At 66.7% G+C, this 16,845-nt stretch carries 16 protein-coding genes; 5 read left to right on the top strand and 11 right to left on the bottom strand.

Annotation, left to right across the window (positions count from 1 at the left end):
- Window positions 1-96: 96 nt before the first annotated feature.
- Both ACFVWT_RS00005 and ACFVWT_RS00010 read right to left on the bottom strand, forming a co-directional pair.
- Window positions 97-336, bottom strand: a complete 240-nt coding sequence (locus tag ACFVWT_RS00005) for a hypothetical protein (RefSeq protein ID WP_390244075.1) — start codon at window positions 334-336, stop codon at window positions 97-99.
- A gap of 113 nt (window positions 337-449) precedes the next feature.
- Window positions 450-680 (bottom strand): hypothetical protein, encoded by a 231-nt coding sequence (locus ACFVWT_RS00010; RefSeq protein ID WP_052309724.1) that lies wholly within the window; start codon window positions 678-680, stop codon window positions 450-452.
- Window positions 681-1,139: 459 nt separating this feature from the next.
- Between ACFVWT_RS00010 and ACFVWT_RS00015 the strand changes: the two genes are divergently transcribed.
- The 3 genes from ACFVWT_RS00015 to ACFVWT_RS00025 all read left to right on the top strand — a co-directional run bounded on the left by ACFVWT_RS00015 (window position 1,140) and on the right by ACFVWT_RS00025 (window position 6,951).
- Complete coding sequence (locus tag ACFVWT_RS00015; RefSeq protein WP_390244078.1) at window positions 1,140-3,233, top strand: S8 family serine peptidase; 2,094 nt, start codon at window positions 1,140-1,142, stop codon at window positions 3,231-3,233.
- A gap of 1 nt (window position 3,234) precedes the next feature.
- Window positions 3,235-5,958 (top strand): magnesium-translocating P-type ATPase, encoded by a 2,724-nt coding sequence (gene mgtA / locus ACFVWT_RS00020; RefSeq protein WP_390244080.1) that lies wholly within the window; start codon window positions 3,235-3,237, stop codon window positions 5,956-5,958.
- Window positions 5,959-6,060: 102 nt separating this feature from the next.
- Window positions 6,061-6,951 carry a CPBP family intramembrane glutamic endopeptidase gene (locus ACFVWT_RS00025; RefSeq protein WP_390244082.1) on the top strand — a complete coding sequence of 297 codons (891 nt, stop codon included), beginning with the start codon at window positions 6,061-6,063 and terminating at the stop codon, window positions 6,949-6,951.
- Here ACFVWT_RS00025 and ACFVWT_RS00030 read toward each other — a convergent pair.
- Complete coding sequence (locus tag ACFVWT_RS00030) at window positions 6,948-7,079, bottom strand: hypothetical protein (protein WP_390244084.1); 132 nt, start codon at window positions 7,077-7,079, stop codon at window positions 6,948-6,950. The two genes, ACFVWT_RS00025 and ACFVWT_RS00030, sit on opposite strands and share 4 nt — an antisense overlap.
- A 52-nt stretch (window positions 7,080-7,131) precedes the next feature.
- On the opposite strand from ACFVWT_RS00030, the gene ACFVWT_RS00035 reads away from it, so the two are divergent.
- Entirely contained in the window at window positions 7,132-7,338 is a 207-nt protein-coding gene (locus ACFVWT_RS00035; protein WP_390244086.1) for a hypothetical protein, read from the top strand.
- Here ACFVWT_RS00035 and ACFVWT_RS00040 read toward each other — a convergent pair.
- The 5 genes from ACFVWT_RS00040 to ACFVWT_RS00060 all read right to left on the bottom strand — a co-directional run bounded on the left by ACFVWT_RS00040 (window position 7,335) and on the right by ACFVWT_RS00060 (window position 13,493).
- The gene (locus ACFVWT_RS00040; RefSeq protein WP_390244088.1) at window positions 7,335-8,318 is read right to left on the bottom strand and encodes a CapA family protein; all 984 of its coding nucleotides are present in this window, start codon (window positions 8,316-8,318) and stop codon (window positions 7,335-7,337) included. The two genes, ACFVWT_RS00035 and ACFVWT_RS00040, sit on opposite strands and share 4 nt — an antisense overlap.
- A gap of 29 nt (window positions 8,319-8,347) precedes the next feature.
- On the bottom strand, window positions 8,348-9,613 hold the full coding sequence (locus tag ACFVWT_RS00045) for an ABC transporter permease (protein WP_390244090.1): 1,266 nt from the start codon (window positions 9,611-9,613) through the stop codon (window positions 8,348-8,350).
- Between the two features lie 2 nt (window positions 9,614-9,615).
- On the bottom strand, window positions 9,616-10,563 hold the full coding sequence (locus tag ACFVWT_RS00050) for an ABC transporter ATP-binding protein (RefSeq protein WP_390244092.1): 948 nt from the start codon (window positions 10,561-10,563) through the stop codon (window positions 9,616-9,618).
- Between the two features lie 182 nt (window positions 10,564-10,745).
- Window positions 10,746-10,922, bottom strand: a complete 177-nt coding sequence (locus ACFVWT_RS00055; RefSeq protein ID WP_390244094.1) for a CsbD family protein — start codon at window positions 10,920-10,922, stop codon at window positions 10,746-10,748.
- Between the two features lie 132 nt (window positions 10,923-11,054).
- Window positions 11,055-13,493 carry an HAD-IC family P-type ATPase gene (locus ACFVWT_RS00060; protein WP_390244096.1) on the bottom strand — a complete coding sequence of 813 codons (2,439 nt, stop codon included), beginning with the start codon at window positions 13,491-13,493 and terminating at the stop codon, window positions 11,055-11,057.
- A gap of 107 nt (window positions 13,494-13,600) precedes the next feature.
- On the opposite strand from ACFVWT_RS00060, the gene ACFVWT_RS00065 reads away from it, so the two are divergent.
- Entirely contained in the window at window positions 13,601-13,999 is a 399-nt protein-coding gene (locus ACFVWT_RS00065; protein WP_390244098.1) for a hypothetical protein, read from the top strand.
- A gap of 4 nt (window positions 14,000-14,003) precedes the next feature.
- Here the strand turns inward: ACFVWT_RS00065 and ACFVWT_RS00070 are convergent, their stop codons facing one another.
- Genes ACFVWT_RS00070 through ACFVWT_RS00080 form a run of 3 tightly spaced genes read right to left on the bottom strand, consistent with a single transcriptional unit; the run spans window position 14,004 to window position 16,841 of the window.
- On the bottom strand, window positions 14,004-15,116 hold the full coding sequence (locus ACFVWT_RS00070) for a Gfo/Idh/MocA family protein (RefSeq protein WP_390244100.1): 1,113 nt from the start codon (window positions 15,114-15,116) through the stop codon (window positions 14,004-14,006).
- On the bottom strand, window positions 15,113-15,901 hold the full coding sequence (locus tag ACFVWT_RS00075) for a ThuA domain-containing protein (protein WP_390244102.1): 789 nt from the start codon (window positions 15,899-15,901) through the stop codon (window positions 15,113-15,115). Before ACFVWT_RS00075 ends, ACFVWT_RS00070 begins: the two co-directional genes overlap by 4 nt.
- 52 nt (window positions 15,902-15,953) lie before the next feature.
- Window positions 15,954-16,841 carry a carbohydrate ABC transporter permease gene (locus ACFVWT_RS00080; protein WP_390244104.1) on the bottom strand — a complete coding sequence of 296 codons (888 nt, stop codon included), beginning with the start codon at window positions 16,839-16,841 and terminating at the stop codon, window positions 15,954-15,956.
- Between the last annotated feature and the right edge of the window lie 4 nt (window positions 16,842-16,845).

Below are 16,845 nucleotides of genomic sequence, written 5' to 3' on the forward strand. Positions count from 1 at the left end.
CCCGGCCGCCCCCCCCCACCCCCCCCACCAAACCGCGGCGCCCCCGCCGCCCCAACCCGCCCCCGGGCCGGCCCCTCCTCCCTTGTGTCGCCAGAGTCAGTCGCTGGAGCTGGGTTCCGTGGTGAGGCCCCGGTCGTCCGCGGTTTCGCTGTTCTGTTCTTCGGCCGGCCCCGGCGGCCTGGTGCCTCCCGATCCCGCCGGCCCGGTGTCCGCGGGGCCGGAGGCGGCGTGGCGGCCGGAGCTGCGGTCCGCCGGCTCATCCCTCGGCACTGATCTTGATTCGTTCTCGACGCCGTCGTTCACGATGTCTTCGGGCTCGTTGTGTTCCGTGCTCATTGACTACTCCTCGTCTTGCGGTGTCGGACTGCACGAGCGTGTAGAAAGTGCACTGACCTTCCCACGCTACAGCCGGCGCGGAGGTGCGTACAGGTACGTTCCGCGGGCGTGTTCTATGCCATGGACGCCCACTGCCGCAGCTCGCGGGTTTCGCCGTAGGGGACGTCGCGGCTGACGGCCACGGTGTAACTGGAGAAGCCGGTCTGGGTGACCAGCACGCCGTGGCGGCGTTCCTGCATGGCGTGGCGGAGCGCGATGTCCACCGCGCTGTTGAGGTCGTTCTCGATCGTTGCGGGGTCGTGGGCAATGATCTCGAGGAGGATGTCGGAGTGGTGCTTGATCATGGGGTGCTCTCTTTCGCGGTAAAGGGGCAGGGGCGTCCGGGGTGGTTTTGGTGAGGGCTGTTCCCTGGACGAAATTTCCGGGGACAAGAAGTGCCGGTTGAGGCTGGAGATGATTCGAGAGGGCCCGGCATTCTGTGATGGGGCGGGAGGCCGGTGCGAAGCTTCCGGCGGAGGGACCGGGAACGTTGTGTCGTTCCTGCGGATCCACCCTTAGTGTGGCGGACCGCCGGGCAGGAAGGCAATCATTTCGGTGGAATTTCTTGTGTGCCCTGCATCACATGCTTGTCGGCAACACATGCGCCGTTGACCGCCTAGGGTGCCGGGCGTAAGCTGACGCTCACCTTCCGGGGCCCCCGCTCGGCGGGGGCCCGGGTCTCCTTCTAGAACGCATGCGTCCGCCGGGTGCCGAGGCTTATTCCGGCGGCGCTTTTTCGGCGGATCGCCCGGAGGCACAATTCCATGTCTGACATCACCATCAACGGCATCACCATTGATCCGATCAAACAGAACCGTGCCCTGCGTGATGCCGGGCTGGTAGCCGAGGACGCCTCGGAGTCGGACCACATCCTCATCCAGACCGCGGAGCCGCTGACCGCGGAACAGCGGGCGGAACTGGCCGGCATCGACGTCGAGATGCAGGAATACGTCTCGGACAACACCTATCTGGCAGCGTTCCCGCCCGCGGACCTGAACCGGGTGCGTGCCCTTCCGTTCGTTAGCTGGGCGGACGTCTACTCCCGTGTCTTCAAGATTCCGCCGCCCCTACTGCCGCGCGGTGCGGACACCGGCAATGTCCGGTCGCTGGCGGACCACGAACCCCATCCGGACCGCCGGCTGGAACGGGTAGACCTGCTCCTCCACCCGGGCATTGAGGCCGGCCCGGAGCTGATCGCCAAGGTTGCCGCGGCCGCCCGGGTGGAGCCGGATGCCGTGGCGGTGACACCGGGCAAGCTGCGCATCACCACCTCCGTCGGCCAGCTCCCGGAACTGGCAAAGATCGATGAGGTCCGGGAGATCCATCCGGTCCGTGAGCGCCAGCTCTTCAACAACGTTGCCCGGGAGATCCTGAACGCGAAGGTACAGCTCAACGGAACAACGTACCGGGGCGACGGCGAGGTGGTGGCGGTTGCCGATACCGGCTTTGACACTGGAGACGCCGCCAACCCGCACCCGGCATTCACCGGACGGGTCCAGACGCTCTACGCCCTGGGCCGCACGGCACCGGACAAGGCAGACGATCCGCACGGCCACGGCACCCATGTGGCCGGCTCCGTCCTGGGCAGCGGAAACTCGGCCACCATGGGCGGAGCGATCGAGGGTACGGCGCCCGAGGCCCTGCTGATCCTGCAGAGCCTCCTCGACTCCAACGGCGGACTGGGCGGCATCCCGGTCAACCTCAACGACCTCTTCCAAAAGACGTACGACGACGGCGCGCGCGTCCACACGAACTCATGGGGCGTGCCCGGACTCAACCTTCCGTACGACGCCAGTTCCCGGGAGATCGACGAATTCGTGTGGAACCACCCGGACCAGGTGATCTGCTTCGCTGCGGGGAACGACGGCGTGGATGGCAACAGCGACGGGACGGTGGATTCGAACTCCATCGGATCCCAGTCAGCTGCGAAGAACTGCATCACGGTAGGTGCCAGCGAGAGCCTCCGCAAGGAATTTTCACCCTCCTACGGGACCTACTGGCCCGGCGACTTCCCCGCGAATCCCGTGAAGCGGGACAAGCAGGCCAACAACCCTGACGGGATGGTGGCCTTCTCCAGCCGGGGGCCCACCAAGGAGGGGCGTATCAAGCCGGATGTCGTGGCACCGGGAACCAGCATCCTGTCCACGCTCTCGCGGAACGCCCCGATGGGCAACACCTTCGGCACCTCCACCGACCCGCTGTTCTTCTTCGACTCCGGGACGTCCATGGCGACGCCGCTGGTGGCCGGCTGCACCGCGGTGCTGCGCGAGACCCTGGTGAAAAACGGCCTCAACGCGCCAAGTGCCGCCCTCATCAAAGCCCTCTTGGTCAACGGCGCCGACGTCCTGCCGGGACAGTACAACCCCAGCGAGGCCGGGGAATCTCCGAACGGGAACTCCGGGTGGGGCCGGGTCAACCTGGCCCGGTCCGTGGTCTTACCCGGGCAGCCCGGCAACGCCGGCCTGGGCGAAGGCGGACCGCTGGAGCAAGGGCAGGAGGATTCCTTCACCATCGACATCCCCGAGGACATCCCGAAGGTGGCCGCCAAAGGGAGGCGGAACCGGGGTCCGGCCGCGGAACCGGTCCTGACCGCAGCCGGGGTGACGCTGAAGATCACCCTCGTGTGGTCCGATCCGCCCGGACCGCAGCTGCAGAACGACCTCGATCTCATAGTGCTGGCAGCCGACGGCAGCGAGCGCCACGGAAATTCAGGAACGAATGCCGGGTTTGACCGCCGCAACAACGTGGAACAGGTGCTCTGGACGGGCATGCCGCCGGGGCAGGCCAGGATCGTGATCAGGGCCTTCCGGATCACGCAGTTCCCGCAGCCCTACGCCTACGTGTGGCGGCTGTCCTAGCGTGCCGGAGCTCCACGTCCCGGACTTCCACCTCCAGGAGCAGCTCCCCGGACAACTGACGATGGCGCACGCCGCGCAGCTTCCCGTGGACCAGGTCCTGCTCCGGTTGGGGTCCGGCAGCGGGGGCCTGGACAGCGAGGAAGCTGCCAAACGGCTGGCCGACGTTGGCCCCAATGCGGTCCGGACGCATCAAGCCAGCGGATGGTCCGTGCTGGGCCGGCAACTGGGCAGCCCCATCCTGATCCTTTTGGCCATCACCGCCGGGCTGTCGCTCTTCCTGGGGGACGCCACGAACTCCATCGTGATCGGGGTGATCCTGCTGGTCAGCGTCGGGCTGGGCTTCACCAACGAGTTCCGGGCCGAACGCGCCGCCGAGGCGCTGCACTCACGCGTCACCCACCTGGCCGCGGTCCTCCGCGACGGGACCCTGGACGAAGTCGGCGTCACCGCCCTGGTGCCCGGCGACGTCGTGCATCTGGCCATCGGTGCGATCGTCCCTGCCGACATCAGGCTGCTGACGGCGAAGGATCTGCTCTGCGACGAAAGCATCCTGACCGGCGAATCGCTGCCGGTCAGCAAAGACGCCGCGCCGGTCACCGGTGCCGTTGCGCTCGCGGACCTGACGTCCTGCCTCTTCATGGGGACGGTGGTCCAAGCGGGAAACTGCACCGGCGTGGTGGTGGCAACCGGCGGGCGCGCCGAATTCGGGCGGATCGCCCTGGGACTGGGTGAGCGGCAGCCACAAACCGAGTTTCAGCTCGGCCTGAAACGCTTCTCCTACCTGCTGCTGCAGGTGGCCATCGTTCTTACCTCTCTGATCTTCATCGCCAACCTCCTGTTACAGCGGCCGGTCATTGAATCGCTGCTGTTCTCGCTGGCCATCGCCGTAGGAATCACGCCGCAGCTGTTGCCGGCCGTTGTGAGCACCAGCCTGGCCACGGGCACCCGCCAGCTGGCCAAACGCAAAGTGCTGGTCAAACGGCTGGTGTGCATTGAGGACCTCGGGGACATGGACGTGCTGGTCACGGACAAGACCGGCACCCTTACCGAAGGCAGGATCAGCTTCACCGCAGCGCTGCCCGCCCGGGACGGACTGCCCCCGCGCGCAGTGTTTACGCTGGGACTTCTCGCAACGGAAGCGGAGTACGCGGAAGCTAAGCTCTCCACGGTGGGGCTGAACCCGCTGGACGCGGCGCTCTGGGCCTCGGCCGATGCGGCCGGGTTCCAGCCGGACCGCTACGAGCGGCTCGATGTCATTGATTTCGACCACCTGAGGCGCCGGACCAGCGTGCTGGTCAGCGAGGACGGCGGCCCGGCGCGGCTGGTCACCAAGGGCTCGCCCGAAGATGTCCTGGCGCTCTGCGTGGACATCCCGGCAGGCGTGCAGGCGATGCTGGACGAACAGTTCAACGCGGGATCCCGGGTGGTGGCCGTCGCGAGCCGGCCGGCCGCAGGAATGACGGCGATTGAACCCTCCGACGAGAAGGACCTGGTCCTGGAGGGGTTGCTGGTCTTCCTGGACCGGCCCAAGGCCAACGCCCGGGCTTCACTGGACCAGCTCGAGACACTCGGCATCACGGTCAAGATCGCCACCGGGGACAACGCCAAGGTTGCCGAGAAGGTCTGTGACGAGCTCGGGGTGCTCTCCGGCGGGACACTCACCGGCGCCGAGGTGGAGGCTTTATCCGATGCCGAACTGGCCGCGGCGGCCCGGGAAGCGAGCATCTTCGCCCGTGTCTCGCCGGAGCAGAAGGCACGGATCATCCGCCTGCTGCGCCAAAGCGGGGGGTCGGTCGGGTTTATGGGCGACGGCGTCAATGACGCGCTGGCTTTGCACGCGGCGGATATCGGGATCTCCGTGGACAGCGCCACCGATGTGGCAAAGGACGCCGCCGACGTTGTGCTGCTGGACAAGGACCTGGGCGTTCTGGCGGAGGGGGTGATGGAAGGGCGGCGGATCTTCGCCAACACCATCAAGTACGTGCTGATGGGAACCTCGAGCAACTTCGGCAACATGTTCAGTGCCGCTACCGCGTCCGTCGTCCTGAGTTTCCTGCCCATGCTGCCCGGGCAGATCCTGCTGAACAACCTGCTCTACGACACCGGCCAGCTCGCCATCCCGGGGGACCGCGTGGACAAGGAACAGCTGCTGGCCCCTTCGCACTGGAATATCGGCTTCATCCGGCGTTTTATGTTCCTTTTCGGGCCCATCAGCTCCCTCTTCGACTTCGCCACCTTCGCCCTGATGCTGTTCGCTTTCAATGCGGTGCCCGGGGAATTCCGGGCAGGCTGGTTCATCGAGTCGATCGCCACGCAGACGCTCATCATCTTTGCCATCCGTACCCGGCGGGTTCCTTTCCTGAGGAGCCGGCCATCGGCCGGCCTGCTGGGCGCATCACTGGGCGTGGTGGCACTGGGCGTTTTCCTGCCGCTGTCGCCGCTGGCCGGTGTTTTGGGGTTCGATCCGCTGCCCACGCCCTTCTTCCTGGCGCTGCTGGGGATGACGGTGGTGTATCTGGTGATGGTTGAATTCGCCAAGAGATGGTTCTTTGCCCGCGCAGCCCAACAGCCTCCGGTCCGGCCGGCCGTCATTCCGCGCCGGCGGACAACGCACCACATTTCCCGTCGTGCGGCGCGCTTCAGCACCCCGGTTGCGCGCCCGTTGCGCGGACAGCTGGTCCGCGGCGGCCGGAAGCGGAAGACCAGGAGCACCCATGGCCACTGACCGGGCTCCGCGCCCGGCCGGAAGCCATGGATTCAGCGGTGCAACCGGCGTACCCTGCAGCTGTTAGCATCTGGTGATTTTGGCCCGGATCCGAGGCACATCATGAGCGTTGAATCGCATGCACCCGAGTCCGCGGGAAGCATCCGCACCCGGCTCAAGGACCGCATAGCCGCGCACCCCGTCGCCGCTTTCCTGATTCTCGCCATTCCGCCGGCCTGGCTGGCACAAGGCCTGGCCATCCTCGTGCTGCAGGACATCACTCCCGGGCTCCTGGCGGAACTGCTGGTCCTGCTGGCGGCAGCGGTCATTGTGACGGCGGCGACGGATGGCCGTGCCGGCGTCCGGCGCCTCTTCAGCGGGGTGGTCCGCTGGCGTGTGGGCGCCGGCTGGTATGCCATGGCGTTGCTGGCACTGCCGGTGCTGACTCTCCTGACCGCCGTCGCGACCGGCACGCTCCGTGAGCCCGGCAGCGGGTGGGCAACCACCGCCGGGCTGTACCTGCTGAAGGCAGTGGTCATCGGCGCCCTGCTGGGCAACGTCTGGGAGGAACTGGCGTGGGCCGGAGTGGTCCAGCGGCGGCTGATGGACCGCAAGGGAATGCTCGCAGGCTCCCTGCTCACGGCCATACCGTTTGCGCTGATCCATTTGCCCCAGGCCTTCGCCGTGCGGGGGTTCGCAGCCACCCCGTGGACGGACGTTGCCTTGTCCTGGGGAGTGCTTTTCGGGTTCGCCGCCGTAGCGCGTTACCTACTGGGTATGGTGTTCGTGGGAACCGGCGGGAGCATCCTGATTCTGGGACTCCTGCACGGGTCCATGAATGCGTCCCAAGGCATGGACACGGTGGACTGGTGGCAGTTCATTCCGGCGGTGGTAGTGCTGACGGCGGCGGTCGCGGCGTACCTCGCCCTCAGGTCCCGGACCACCGGCCAGGGCAGCAGCGGACCTGCCCTGCGCCGGCGGCCACCGCGACCGCTCAGGGCAGCAAACCCCTAACTGCTGGTCATCGGGTGGACCGGCTGGCTCCTCGTTGCGGCATGGCGGGGTCCGGCGCATGGCAAGGCCGGCTTGTCTTCGGCCGCCCGGTCTTCCGCCTGCTGGCAGCGGCGGATAATCTGGGACATGCCAGGATGCTGCCAGAACAGCACCCCAGTTCCTGGCAAGGAGAGGCACGACATGTCAGAGAAGCTGCATCTCACCCCGGAAGACGAGTTTCCGGAGGATCTCTCAAAGGTCGAGGACACGGAACTTCAGGTCCTCGACAGCCAGATCCAGCGGCAGCTGGATTATGAATACGTGGCCGACGGTGAACCCAACCCGGAGACCGAATTCAGGCACTTCGACCTCGACGAGGAATTCACCGAACGGGACAAAAGGGACTAACCGTCCACCGGTATTTCCAGCACGTTCGTCTCATCGACCCATCTGCTCTGCGTTCCCAGCTGAGCGCTAAGTCCCTGCATCCGCAGTGCGATGTGGCGTGAGCTCTTCCCTGCCAGCCGCGCCTGGAACCCGGCGATGACGGTTGGATGGAGCTGCAGCCGGACAGGCACGGCCCCGGCGGTTTCCAGGCAGAAGATGAACGACTGGTCGTTGCGCTCCCCGGGATCCACGGCATAGTCGTCAATGAAGTCACCGGTGCTGTAGATGAGGGGCCGTCCGCGGTACAGCTCGACGCCACGGAAGATATGCGCCGAATGTCCGAACACGACGTCGGCCCCGGCGTCCACCAATGCCCGCGCCAGGTCCCGGTGGGCGGACGGCACATCTGCTCCCCAGTTGCCGCCCCAGTGCGCCGATACCACCAGCAGGTCGGCCCGGGCCTTGGTTCGGCGGACCAGGGCCAGCAGATCCCGTACCCGGGCGTCGCCCTGCTGCCGCCCGTCCGCCGGTACGTAGTAGACCCCGGGCCGGTGCGGCCCGGCCTCCCAGTCCGGCTGATTGTCCGTGAAGGCGATGAGTCCGACGGCGGCCTGGCCCGCACGCCTGATCGCTGGCCTTTGCGCGGCCTCCAGGTCCGGTCCTGCTCCGGCGTGCAGGATTCCGCTGCGGTCCAGCGCAGGCAGCGTCTCCCGGAAGGCGTCCGCCCCGTAGTCGAGCACATGGTTGTTGGCGAGCGAGACGGCGTCGATGCCCGCCGCTGTCAGGACGGCCGCGTTGCGGGTGTCCGATCGGAAATGGAACACCTTCCCCGGTTGCGGCGTCCCGCCGTCGGCCAGGACGCATTCGAGGTTGGCGAACCGGATGTCCCCCTGGGCCAGGACGGGGAGCGTATCGCCCCAGGGGAAGGCGGGCGGCACCGTCCTGAGCTGTTGGTTCACGAGGCGGCCCAGCATCACGTCACCCAGGAATACCAGGCGCATGGTCCGCCTCCCGCCCTTCCACAGTCCGCCTATTTCTCCGCCGCGTGCTTCTCCGCCGGGCCGGCCACGGCATGCCTGGATCCTGCTTTGAGGGCGGTCCTGATGCTGACCTTCGAGGTGTAGGAGATGGATCCGTATTGGAAGAGCCGCACGGCCACCCGGAGCATCATGGCAGCGCCGATGTAGAGGATGGCGATCACGACGGCTGCCTCCGCGATGCCCAGTGAGCCGAAGGCGTTCCGCAGCAGCGCGGTAACGGGGGCGGAGAACGGGAAGAAGGTGAACACCTGCACGATCGGGGAGTGCGGCTCGGAGACCACCAGGCTGACCGAATAGAACGGGATGAATATCAGGGCGATCATCACGCCCATGAAGTTTCCGGCTTCCTTGGCTGTGGGCATCACGGCGCCGATGGCCACCAGGGTGGTGGTGAACAGGGCGAAACCGCCTACCAGGATGAGCAGGCCGACGGTCATGCGCAGGGGGTCGAAGACGAGCTGCGACGCGTCGAACTCGGGGATGCTCATGGCGTCACGATAGAAGAGGGCGCCGACCAGGATCGGGGAGGCGAAGACGGCCACCTGCACGAGGCCCACCATGAACAGGGCCAGCACCTTTCCGGCGATGAGGGTGGTGGGCCTGAGCGTTGTCAGGATCATTTCCGTGACCCTGTTTTCCTTTTCCTCCAGGGTGGAATTGAGCATCTGCCCGGCGAGGAGCACCACCAGTCCGTAGAAGACCACCAGGAATGCCATCGGCGGGATCACGGAGTTCATGCCGCCGGACACCTCGGACCCCTGGTAGGTGACGGTGTCCACCTGCGCCGACCCCGATGCGAGGCGGGACAGCTGGGGCGAGCCGATTTTCACGGCCACAGCACGGGCCAGCATGGCCTGTGCGACAGCGGCGTACTTGCCGTTCTCGAACAATCCCCGGTCCGCGCCGTACGCCTTCACGGCAGTGGTCTCGGGATGGGCAGGAAACTCGAAGTAGGCATCGACGGTGCCGGACTGGACGTCCCGGATTCCAGCGTCGGACGAGGCCGCAGGAACGGCGCCGAACGCGGCCGCGTCAGCCGGCGTGATCAGCCCGGAGGCGTCCAGGTAGGAGATGCTGAACTGCGCATTCTTCTGGGCCTCGGCGGCAGTGCTGGTGCTGGTGTTGCTGAGGAAGATCATCCCGAACACCACCGCCATGATGACGGGCACGGACAGGGTGCCGATCCAGAAGCGCAGCTTGGTGACGGTGCGCACGAATTCGAAGCTGATGACCGTTCCAAGGTTGTGCTGCGCCACGGCTACGCACCCCGTACTGCCGGCGCGCGGCCGGGAACGGACGACGGCGGCCGGGTAGGGTCCCCGTACACGCGGATGAAGATGTCCTCCATCGAGATTTTTGTGGTCGTGAAACTCCGGATGACCAGGCCGGCGTCCATGAGTTCCCGCAGGATGGCCGCTTCGTCGGTGCCGTCCGTGATGGAGAGCTCCGCATAGTTGGTCTCTTCCAGCGTCACCTCATAGTGGGGCGACGGCGGGATGGGCCCGGCGTGCCGGATGCGGACGATCCGGCCGCCGTATTTGTTCTGGACCTCATCGATGGTGCCGTAGGCCTCGGACGTGCCGTCCTTAAGGAGGATGATGCGGTCGCACAACCGCTCCACTTCCTCCATCTGGTGGGTGACCATGACCACGGTGGCGCCGTCGTTCTTCTGCTCCCCGATGATGTCCATCAGCAGCCGGCGGTTCACGGGGTCGAAGCCCTTGGTGGGCTCATCCAGGATGAGGAGCTCCGGACGGTTCATGATGGTGACGCCGAGCTGGACCTTCTGCTGCTCGCCGCTGGAGAGCTTGTCCACCTGGGTGGCGGCCTTGCCGGCCAGGTCCACCCGGTCCAGGTAGGCCAGTGACCACTGCCGCGCCGAATGCCGGTCCATTCCCTTGAGCCGGCCGAAGTAGGTCATAACGTCCATGACCTTTTCCTTCTTGTAGAGGCCGCGTTCTTCCGGAAGATAGCCCAGCCTGCTGCCGTGCTCGGGTTTAAAGGGCCGCCCGTTGATGTGGAGGACCCCGGCCGTGGGTTCGTAGAGGCCGAGGAGTGCGCGGATGGTGGTGGTCTTGCCCGAGCCGTTGCTGCCCAGGAAACCGAACGTTTCGCCGGCCCGGACATCGAAGGACAGGTCACGGACCACAGTGGTGTCCGCGAAGTCCATCCGGAAACCGCTGATGTGCACCACTGGCTCGTCCATGGCTGCCGCCGCCTGTACCGATCATTGCCCGCCGTTGTCGGTTCCCCCCGGGGCGGGCTGCCATGTGACCAGACTGGCTGCGGATCCCGCCAAACGGAAGGGGCGAAGGTCCCGGCAGGCCGGCGGAGCATACAAAAAAGCCGGGACACGGAAGGTTCCGCGCCCCGGCCATCAGGTAACGATTACTTGTCGTTGATGGTGTCCTTGACGTCCTCGGCTGCGTGCTTCGCGTCGGCCGTGCCCTGATCAATCTTGCCCTCGGTCTCGAGCTTGCTGTTGTTGGTCAGCTTGCCCAGTGCTTCCTTGGCCCAGCCGATTGCTTTCTCGGCAGCGTTCTTGATCTTGTCGCCCAAACCCATGTTTGTTTCCTCAATCAGTTGATCAGTCGCAGGCGGGCGGATGCCTACCGTTGCCCCTCCACCCTAGGTGCAACCGGCTCCCGGCGGCGCCATCCGCAGCTTTGCGTCCATGGCGCCGCGGCCCGCGCGCCGTCAAACGTTGAGGCGGCGGCGTAGTTGGAACACGAGCTCGACGGCGGCGCACCCGCCAAACGCCGCCAGCAGGGCGGCGTTGCGGAGCTCGTCCGGGGGCCACGAGATGCCGAAGAAGTCTGCGATGAAGGGGACTGTGAGCAGGGCGAGGAGGCCGGCGTACATTGAGGTCACGATGAGCAGACGCCAGCGGTTGAGTGGCCGGGAGAGCGCCACGAGCACCCAGAGCGCCACCAGGGCGAGCACCATGACAGACCCGGTCCGCACCGATTCCTCCCGGTACACGCCCGCGATCGCTGCATAGATATTCAGTGCAAGGACGGCCGCGGTGATGATGAGGCCGGCGGGGACAGCAAAGGTCAGGGAGCGTTTGAGGAAGCCGGGCCTGTACAGCCTGGTATTGGGCATGAGGGCCAGGAAGAAGGCGGGAATGCCGATGGTGAGCCCGTCGGTGGCGGACAGCTGACGCGGCAGGAACGGGAAGCCCCACAGCAACCCGCCGAAGACCACCGACAGGGCAATGGCGTACGCCGTCTTGGCCAGGAACAGCATGGACACGCGCTCGATGTTGGCGATGACCCGCCGTCCCTCAGCCACGACGCCGGGGAGCCGGTCGAAGCGGCCGTCCAGCAGGACCAGCCGGGAGACGGCCTTGGTGGCCGCCGCGGCGGTGCCCATGGCAATCCCGATGTCCGCCTCCTTCAGTGCCAGGGCATCATTGACTCCATCCCCGGTCATGGCCACCACGTGGCCCCGGCTGCGCAGGGCGGCGACCATGGCCTTCTTCTGCGCCGGGGTGACCCGGCCGAACACTTTGTGGTTCTGCAGGACGTCGGCCATGAGTTCGGGGTCTTCCGGCAGTTGGCGGGCATCGTAGCCGTCGGCGGAGTCCAGGCCCACGTCGCGGGCAACTGCCGCCACGGTCCGCGGATCGTCACCGGAGATGATGCGGAGGTCGACGCCCTGTTTCCTGAAGTAGGCCAGGGTGGTGGCGGCGTCGGGCCGGATCTTTTCGCGGAATGTCAGCAGCGCGGCAGGCACCAACTCGGACGGCAAGGCTTCCCGCTCAGCTTCCCGGGCGGCCATGGGCTGCCCGGCATGGGCCAAAACCAGGGTCCGGAGGCCGGACGATGCCAGTCCGGCCGCGGAGGCCAGGGCGTGGACGTGCCCCGGTGCAGTGGCCTTGAGGACCAGTTCGGGGGCGCCCAGCACCCAGGCGCCGGGCGCGGACCCGTCGCTGAAGCTGACCGCGCTCCATTTCCGGGACGACGCGAAGGGGACGGAGGATACCGGGCGGGAGCCGCCGTCGTCCTTGTAGGCTGCGGCGAGGCAGCGGGCGGTGGCGTTTGCATCGGGGTCGGCCCCGAACCAGCCCAGCGCCTCCTTCCACCCCTGAACCGGTGCGGCGCCGGCGTCGTGCACGCCGTCGAAGGTGATTCGTCCTTCGGTGAGGGTGCCGGTCTTGTCCAGGCAAAGCATGTCCACCCGGGCCAGCCCTTCCACGGCTGCCAGTTCCTGGATGAGGACCTTGTTGCGCGCGAGCCGCAGCCCGCCCAGCGCGAACGCGACGCTGGCCATGAGCACCAGGCCCAGCGGAACCATGGCGATGACGCTGGCCACGGCGCCGACCGCGGCGGTCTTCCAGGCGCCGGTGGCCAGCGCCTGGCTCCAGCCTCCCTGGGCATGCATCTCGCCGTTGACCACGACGGCCATGACCGGGAGGAGCCCCCACGTGATCCAGCGCAGGACCCGGTTGAGGCCGGTGCGGATTTCCGAGTTCACCAGGGAGAAACGCTTGGCCGCCGTCGTGAGCTTGCCGGCGAAGGAGTCGTCCCCCACGCGGACAACCTGGGCCCGGCCCTGGCCGCCCGCAACACTGGATCCGGCCAGGACCTCGGACCCTGCTGCTTTGTCGACGGGGTTGGATTCGCCGGTGAGCAGGGATTCGTCGATTTCCAGCCCGTTGGCGTCGAACACGGTGGCATCCGCAGGCACCTGGTCCCCGGCGAAGAGGAGGATGACGTCGTCAAGGACCACCTCGGCCGTCGGAATGTCCTGGATGGCGCCGTCCCGCAGGACCCTGGCGTGCGGGGAGTTCAGCACCGCAAGCCGGTCCAGCGACTTCTTGGCCCGGTATTCCTGGACCACCCCGATGACTGCGTTTCCGACGGCGGCGAAGCCGAAGAGGGCGTCCTGCCACTGGCCCAAGGCCAGGAGCAGCACGAAGCTACCGGCCACAATGGCATTGAACAGCGTCAGGACGTTCGCGCGGAAGATGTCCCATAGGCTGCGGCTTGATGAGTTGGAGACCAGGTTCGTCAGACCTCCGCGGACGCGTTCGGAGACGTCCGCACTGGACAGGCCGTTCCCGCGCCACGTGTCTTTGCCAAACCGGTGGGTGCGTTGCCCCGTCACCATGTGTGTTGCTCCCTTAGGCATGCCCCGCTCGTAGTCCTTAGTGTGGCACGTCGGCCGGCCCCGTGGCCCGTTCTGGCGCACACGGCCGATGTGGCCCGCAAATGCGCGGGAACGGTACCATCATGACCATGCCCGGAGTTCTTGACATTGCAGGCCCCATCCTGGAAGTGCTGACCTGGATTTGCCTGCCCGCCGGCCTCGTTCTTCTGGTGGTTGTGGAGACGATGAGGCGGTTCGAGGATCAGTGGACCCAGTCGGAGGGCGTGGTTTACTCCGACGAGAGCGGCGTGGGGTTCCGCTGGTACGACCACCATCACGAGGTCCACAACGCGCCCATGTCCCCGTATGACATCCGGCATATGGCCCCGGGGGACGCCGTCACCATCCACTACGCGGTGAAGACGCCCACCCGGTGGCGCACCAGTGCCCCGGAGGTGCGCGGAGAGGCAGCCGGAGTCCTGGGCTGGATCCTGAGCGGCATCGGTGCGGCAGCAATGGTGGCCGGGTTCCTGCTGCCGATGTTCTGAGCCGTTACAGGGCAGCCCTGACGGACGGCCAGGATTTTAGGATCTCCAGCACGCCCGGATCGCGTTCCGCCAGGATGGCGTCCGCATAGGACTCCTCCAGCAGGGCATCCACCGAGACCCTGGTGCCGGTGGCGGCGCTCTGGACGGCAGCCTCCACCATTGCCAGGCTCATGATGTTGCGGTGCACCTGCCCCATCGGAGTGCTGCCGGTGCGGAGTGCTGCCACGAAGTCACGCAGCGAACCGGCGATCTCCCGGCCGGGGTCGGTTCCGGGAGTCGATCCGGCCGATCCGGCCGATTCCACGGTGGGTTCGTTGTCGCCGTCCCACAGTACGGTGCCATGTTCTCCGCTGATCCGCCACGAAGCGTTCCATGACGTCTCCTGCCCGGGGCTGCACCAGCTTCCGGTGAAGACGAAACGTTCCCCGCCGGTCATCTCGAAGATGGCGCTGGCCCCGGCATCGCCGCGGTACCAGCTCCAGGACGGGTTGTACTCCTCGCAGAAGACGGATACCGGATCGGCGTCGAGCAGGAAACGGGCCATGTCGAACTGGTGTATGGCCATGTCCAGCAGCAGAGGGTGGTCCATGGCGTCCCGGAAACCGCCGAAGCGCGGGGCTTTGAAGAACTCGGCCGACACGATCCCGACGCTGCCCAGCGAGGATGAGAGCCGCTTCGCCTCGAAAAGCTGCCGGTTGTAGCGGCGCGACTGGCTGACCATAAACAGCTGGCCGGACAGTTCGGCAGCCGCTGCAAGGGACAGGCCCTGCGAGACGGTGGACGCGACCGGCTTTTCGCCCAGGACCGGCAGGCCGGCGGCAAGGGCCTCGGCGGTCACCGGGTGGTGCGCGCCAGGGACGGTCACGTTGATGACGGCCCGGGCGCCGACGTCGGCCGCCAGCACGGCGGTGCCGGTCCCGACCGGAAGGTCCGGGCGTCCGAGGGCGGCGGCTGCCGCGCGGGCGGCATCAAGGTCAAGGTCCACGATGCCTGCCAGTTCCACCTGGGGCGACTGTTCGACGGTGTTCAGCCAGGCACGGCCCATGCCGCCGGCGCCGACGACGACGACGCGCAGGGGAGCTCCGTCGTCGGGAACTGTGGCGAAGGGGGTGCTCACGCGTTGGCCCCCTGGTAGCTTTTGCCGTTGAAGAAATCGTTCGTTTCGTAGCGCAGCAGTTCGGGGTAGGCACGCTCGGGGCGGTCGGTGACGGCCCACTCAACGGCGTTGGCGATGACCCGGCGGACGTCCTTGTGGTGGTATACGGGGTAGTCCTGGTCGCCCGGGCTGAAGAAGAAGATCTTGCCGTGGCCGCGGCGGAAGGTGCAACCGGAGCGGAAGACCTCGCCGCCGCTGAAGGAGCTGATGAACACCAGTTCCTCGGGGGTGGGGATGTCGAAGAATTCGCCGTACATTTCCTGCTGGTCGATCACTATGGGATGCGGCACGCCCTTGGCGATGGGGTGGGTGGGGTCCACGGTCCAGACCAGCTCCCGGTCCTGCTCCGAACGCCAGCGCAGCGTGCAGGACGTTCCCATGAGCTTGGTGAAGATCTTGGACCAGTGCCCGGAGTGCAGCACGATCAGGCCCATGCCGGCCAGGACATGGCGGTGCACGCGCTCCACGATCTCGTCGTCCACGTCGCCGTGGGACATGTGCCCCCACCAGGTCAGCACGTCGGTGGCTGCCAGGACCTCCTCGGTGAGCCCGTGCTCGGGTTCGTCCAGCGTGGCGGTGCGGACGCTGACCTTGGCGCCCAGGTTTTCCTCGATGCCTGCCTTGACGGCGCCGTGCATGCCATCGGGATAGAGGCGGGCCACGAGTTCGTCGCGCTTTTCGTGGCGGTTCTCGCTCCAGACGGTGACGCGGATGGTGCCGTCCTGCGGGGTTGCTTGCGGGGTCATGGTTTCTCCTTGAAAGAACTGGCTGGGGGGAAGAGTTGAAGGACCGGCTGTCCTACTTGACGGCTCCGCCGGTGGTGCCCGCGGCGATGTACTTCTGGGCGGCCACCAGCAGGATGATGGCCGGAATGGAAGCGAGCACGGCAGTCGCCATAACCGAACTCCAGTCGTTTACGTAGGCGCCGATGTACTGGAAGATGCCCAGCGTTACCGGGCGCACGGCTTCGGTGGTGGTCAGGGTCAGGGCGAACAGGAAGTCGCTCCAGGCGAACAGGAAGGTGAACAGTCCGGCGGTGATGAGCGAGTTCCGGCTCAGCGGCAGCACGATGGACCAGAACGCGCGGATGTGGCCGGCGCCGTCCACCCTGGCCGCCTCGATCACCGAGGCCGGCATGCCGTTCATGAAGGCCCGGATGATCAGGATTGCGAACGGGATGCCGTGCGCCGAGTCCGCCAGGATCAGGCCCGGGATGGAGTTGAGCAAGCCGAGGTCGTTGTAGGCGGTGTACAGGGCGTTGGCCACCACGATTCCGGGGATCATCTGGCTGATGAGTATCGCGAACAGCACGATGCCGGCGCCGCGGACCTTGAAGTAGGCCAGCGCGTACGCTGCCGGAGCGGCAATGGCCAGGCTCAACGCCACACTGCCGAGCGAAATGACCAGGCTGGTGCCCAGGTTGCCGCCCTGCTCGCTGATGGCGGTGGCGTAGCCGGTGAAATCCGGCTTCAGCGGCAGCCAGGACGTTTCCAGCGTGGTGCCGTTGGGCTGCAGCGATGCGTTGACCATCCAGTACACAGGGAACAACATGACGGCCAGGAAGAAAATGGCCAACGCCGTGGATCCCCAGTTCTTGCGATCCGGGACCGGCATGGAACCGCGGCCGGCACCCTTGCGGCCCCCGGCGCGGTGACCGCCGGTGCGGGAGGTGATTGTTGTCGTCATGGTT

This window comes from Arthrobacter sp. NPDC058288 (assembly GCF_042880995.1).
Classification (GTDB): Bacteria; Actinomycetota; Actinomycetes; order Actinomycetales; family Micrococcaceae; genus Arthrobacter.

Coding starts and splice junctions, on each gene's coding strand:
- ACFVWT_RS00075 (WP_390244102.1), bottom strand. CDS start 15,901: ATGACCCCGCAAGCAACCCCGCAGGACGGCACCATCCGCGTCACCGTC.
- ACFVWT_RS00035 (WP_390244086.1), top strand. CDS start 7,132: ATGTCAGAGAAGCTGCATCTCACCCCGGAAGACGAGTTTCCGGAGGAT.
- ACFVWT_RS00080 (WP_390244104.1), bottom strand. CDS start 16,841: ATGACGACAACAATCACCTCCCGCACCGGCGGTCACCGCGCCGGGGGC.
- ACFVWT_RS00025 (WP_390244082.1), top strand. CDS start 6,061: ATGAGCGTTGAATCGCATGCACCCGAGTCCGCGGGAAGCATCCGCACC.
- ACFVWT_RS00005 (WP_390244075.1), bottom strand. CDS start 336: ATGAGCACGGAACACAACGAGCCCGAAGACATCGTGAACGACGGCGTC.
- ACFVWT_RS00040 (WP_390244088.1), bottom strand. CDS start 8,318: ATGCGCCTGGTATTCCTGGGTGACGTGATGCTGGGCCGCCTCGTGAAC.
- ACFVWT_RS00015 (WP_390244078.1), top strand. CDS start 1,140: ATGTCTGACATCACCATCAACGGCATCACCATTGATCCGATCAAACAG.
- ACFVWT_RS00010 (WP_052309724.1), bottom strand. CDS start 680: ATGATCAAGCACCACTCCGACATCCTCCTCGAGATCATTGCCCACGAC.
- ACFVWT_RS00050 (WP_390244092.1), bottom strand. CDS start 10,563: ATGGACGAGCCAGTGGTGCACATCAGCGGTTTCCGGATGGACTTCGCG.
- ACFVWT_RS00055 (WP_390244094.1), bottom strand. CDS start 10,922: ATGGGTTTGGGCGACAAGATCAAGAACGCTGCCGAGAAAGCAATCGGC.
- ACFVWT_RS00060 (WP_390244096.1), bottom strand. CDS start 13,493: ATGCCTAAGGGAGCAACACACATGGTGACGGGGCAACGCACCCACCGG.
- ACFVWT_RS00065 (WP_390244098.1), top strand. CDS start 13,601: ATGCCCGGAGTTCTTGACATTGCAGGCCCCATCCTGGAAGTGCTGACC.
- ACFVWT_RS00030 (WP_390244084.1), bottom strand. CDS start 7,079: ATGTCCCAGATTATCCGCCGCTGCCAGCAGGCGGAAGACCGGGCGGCC.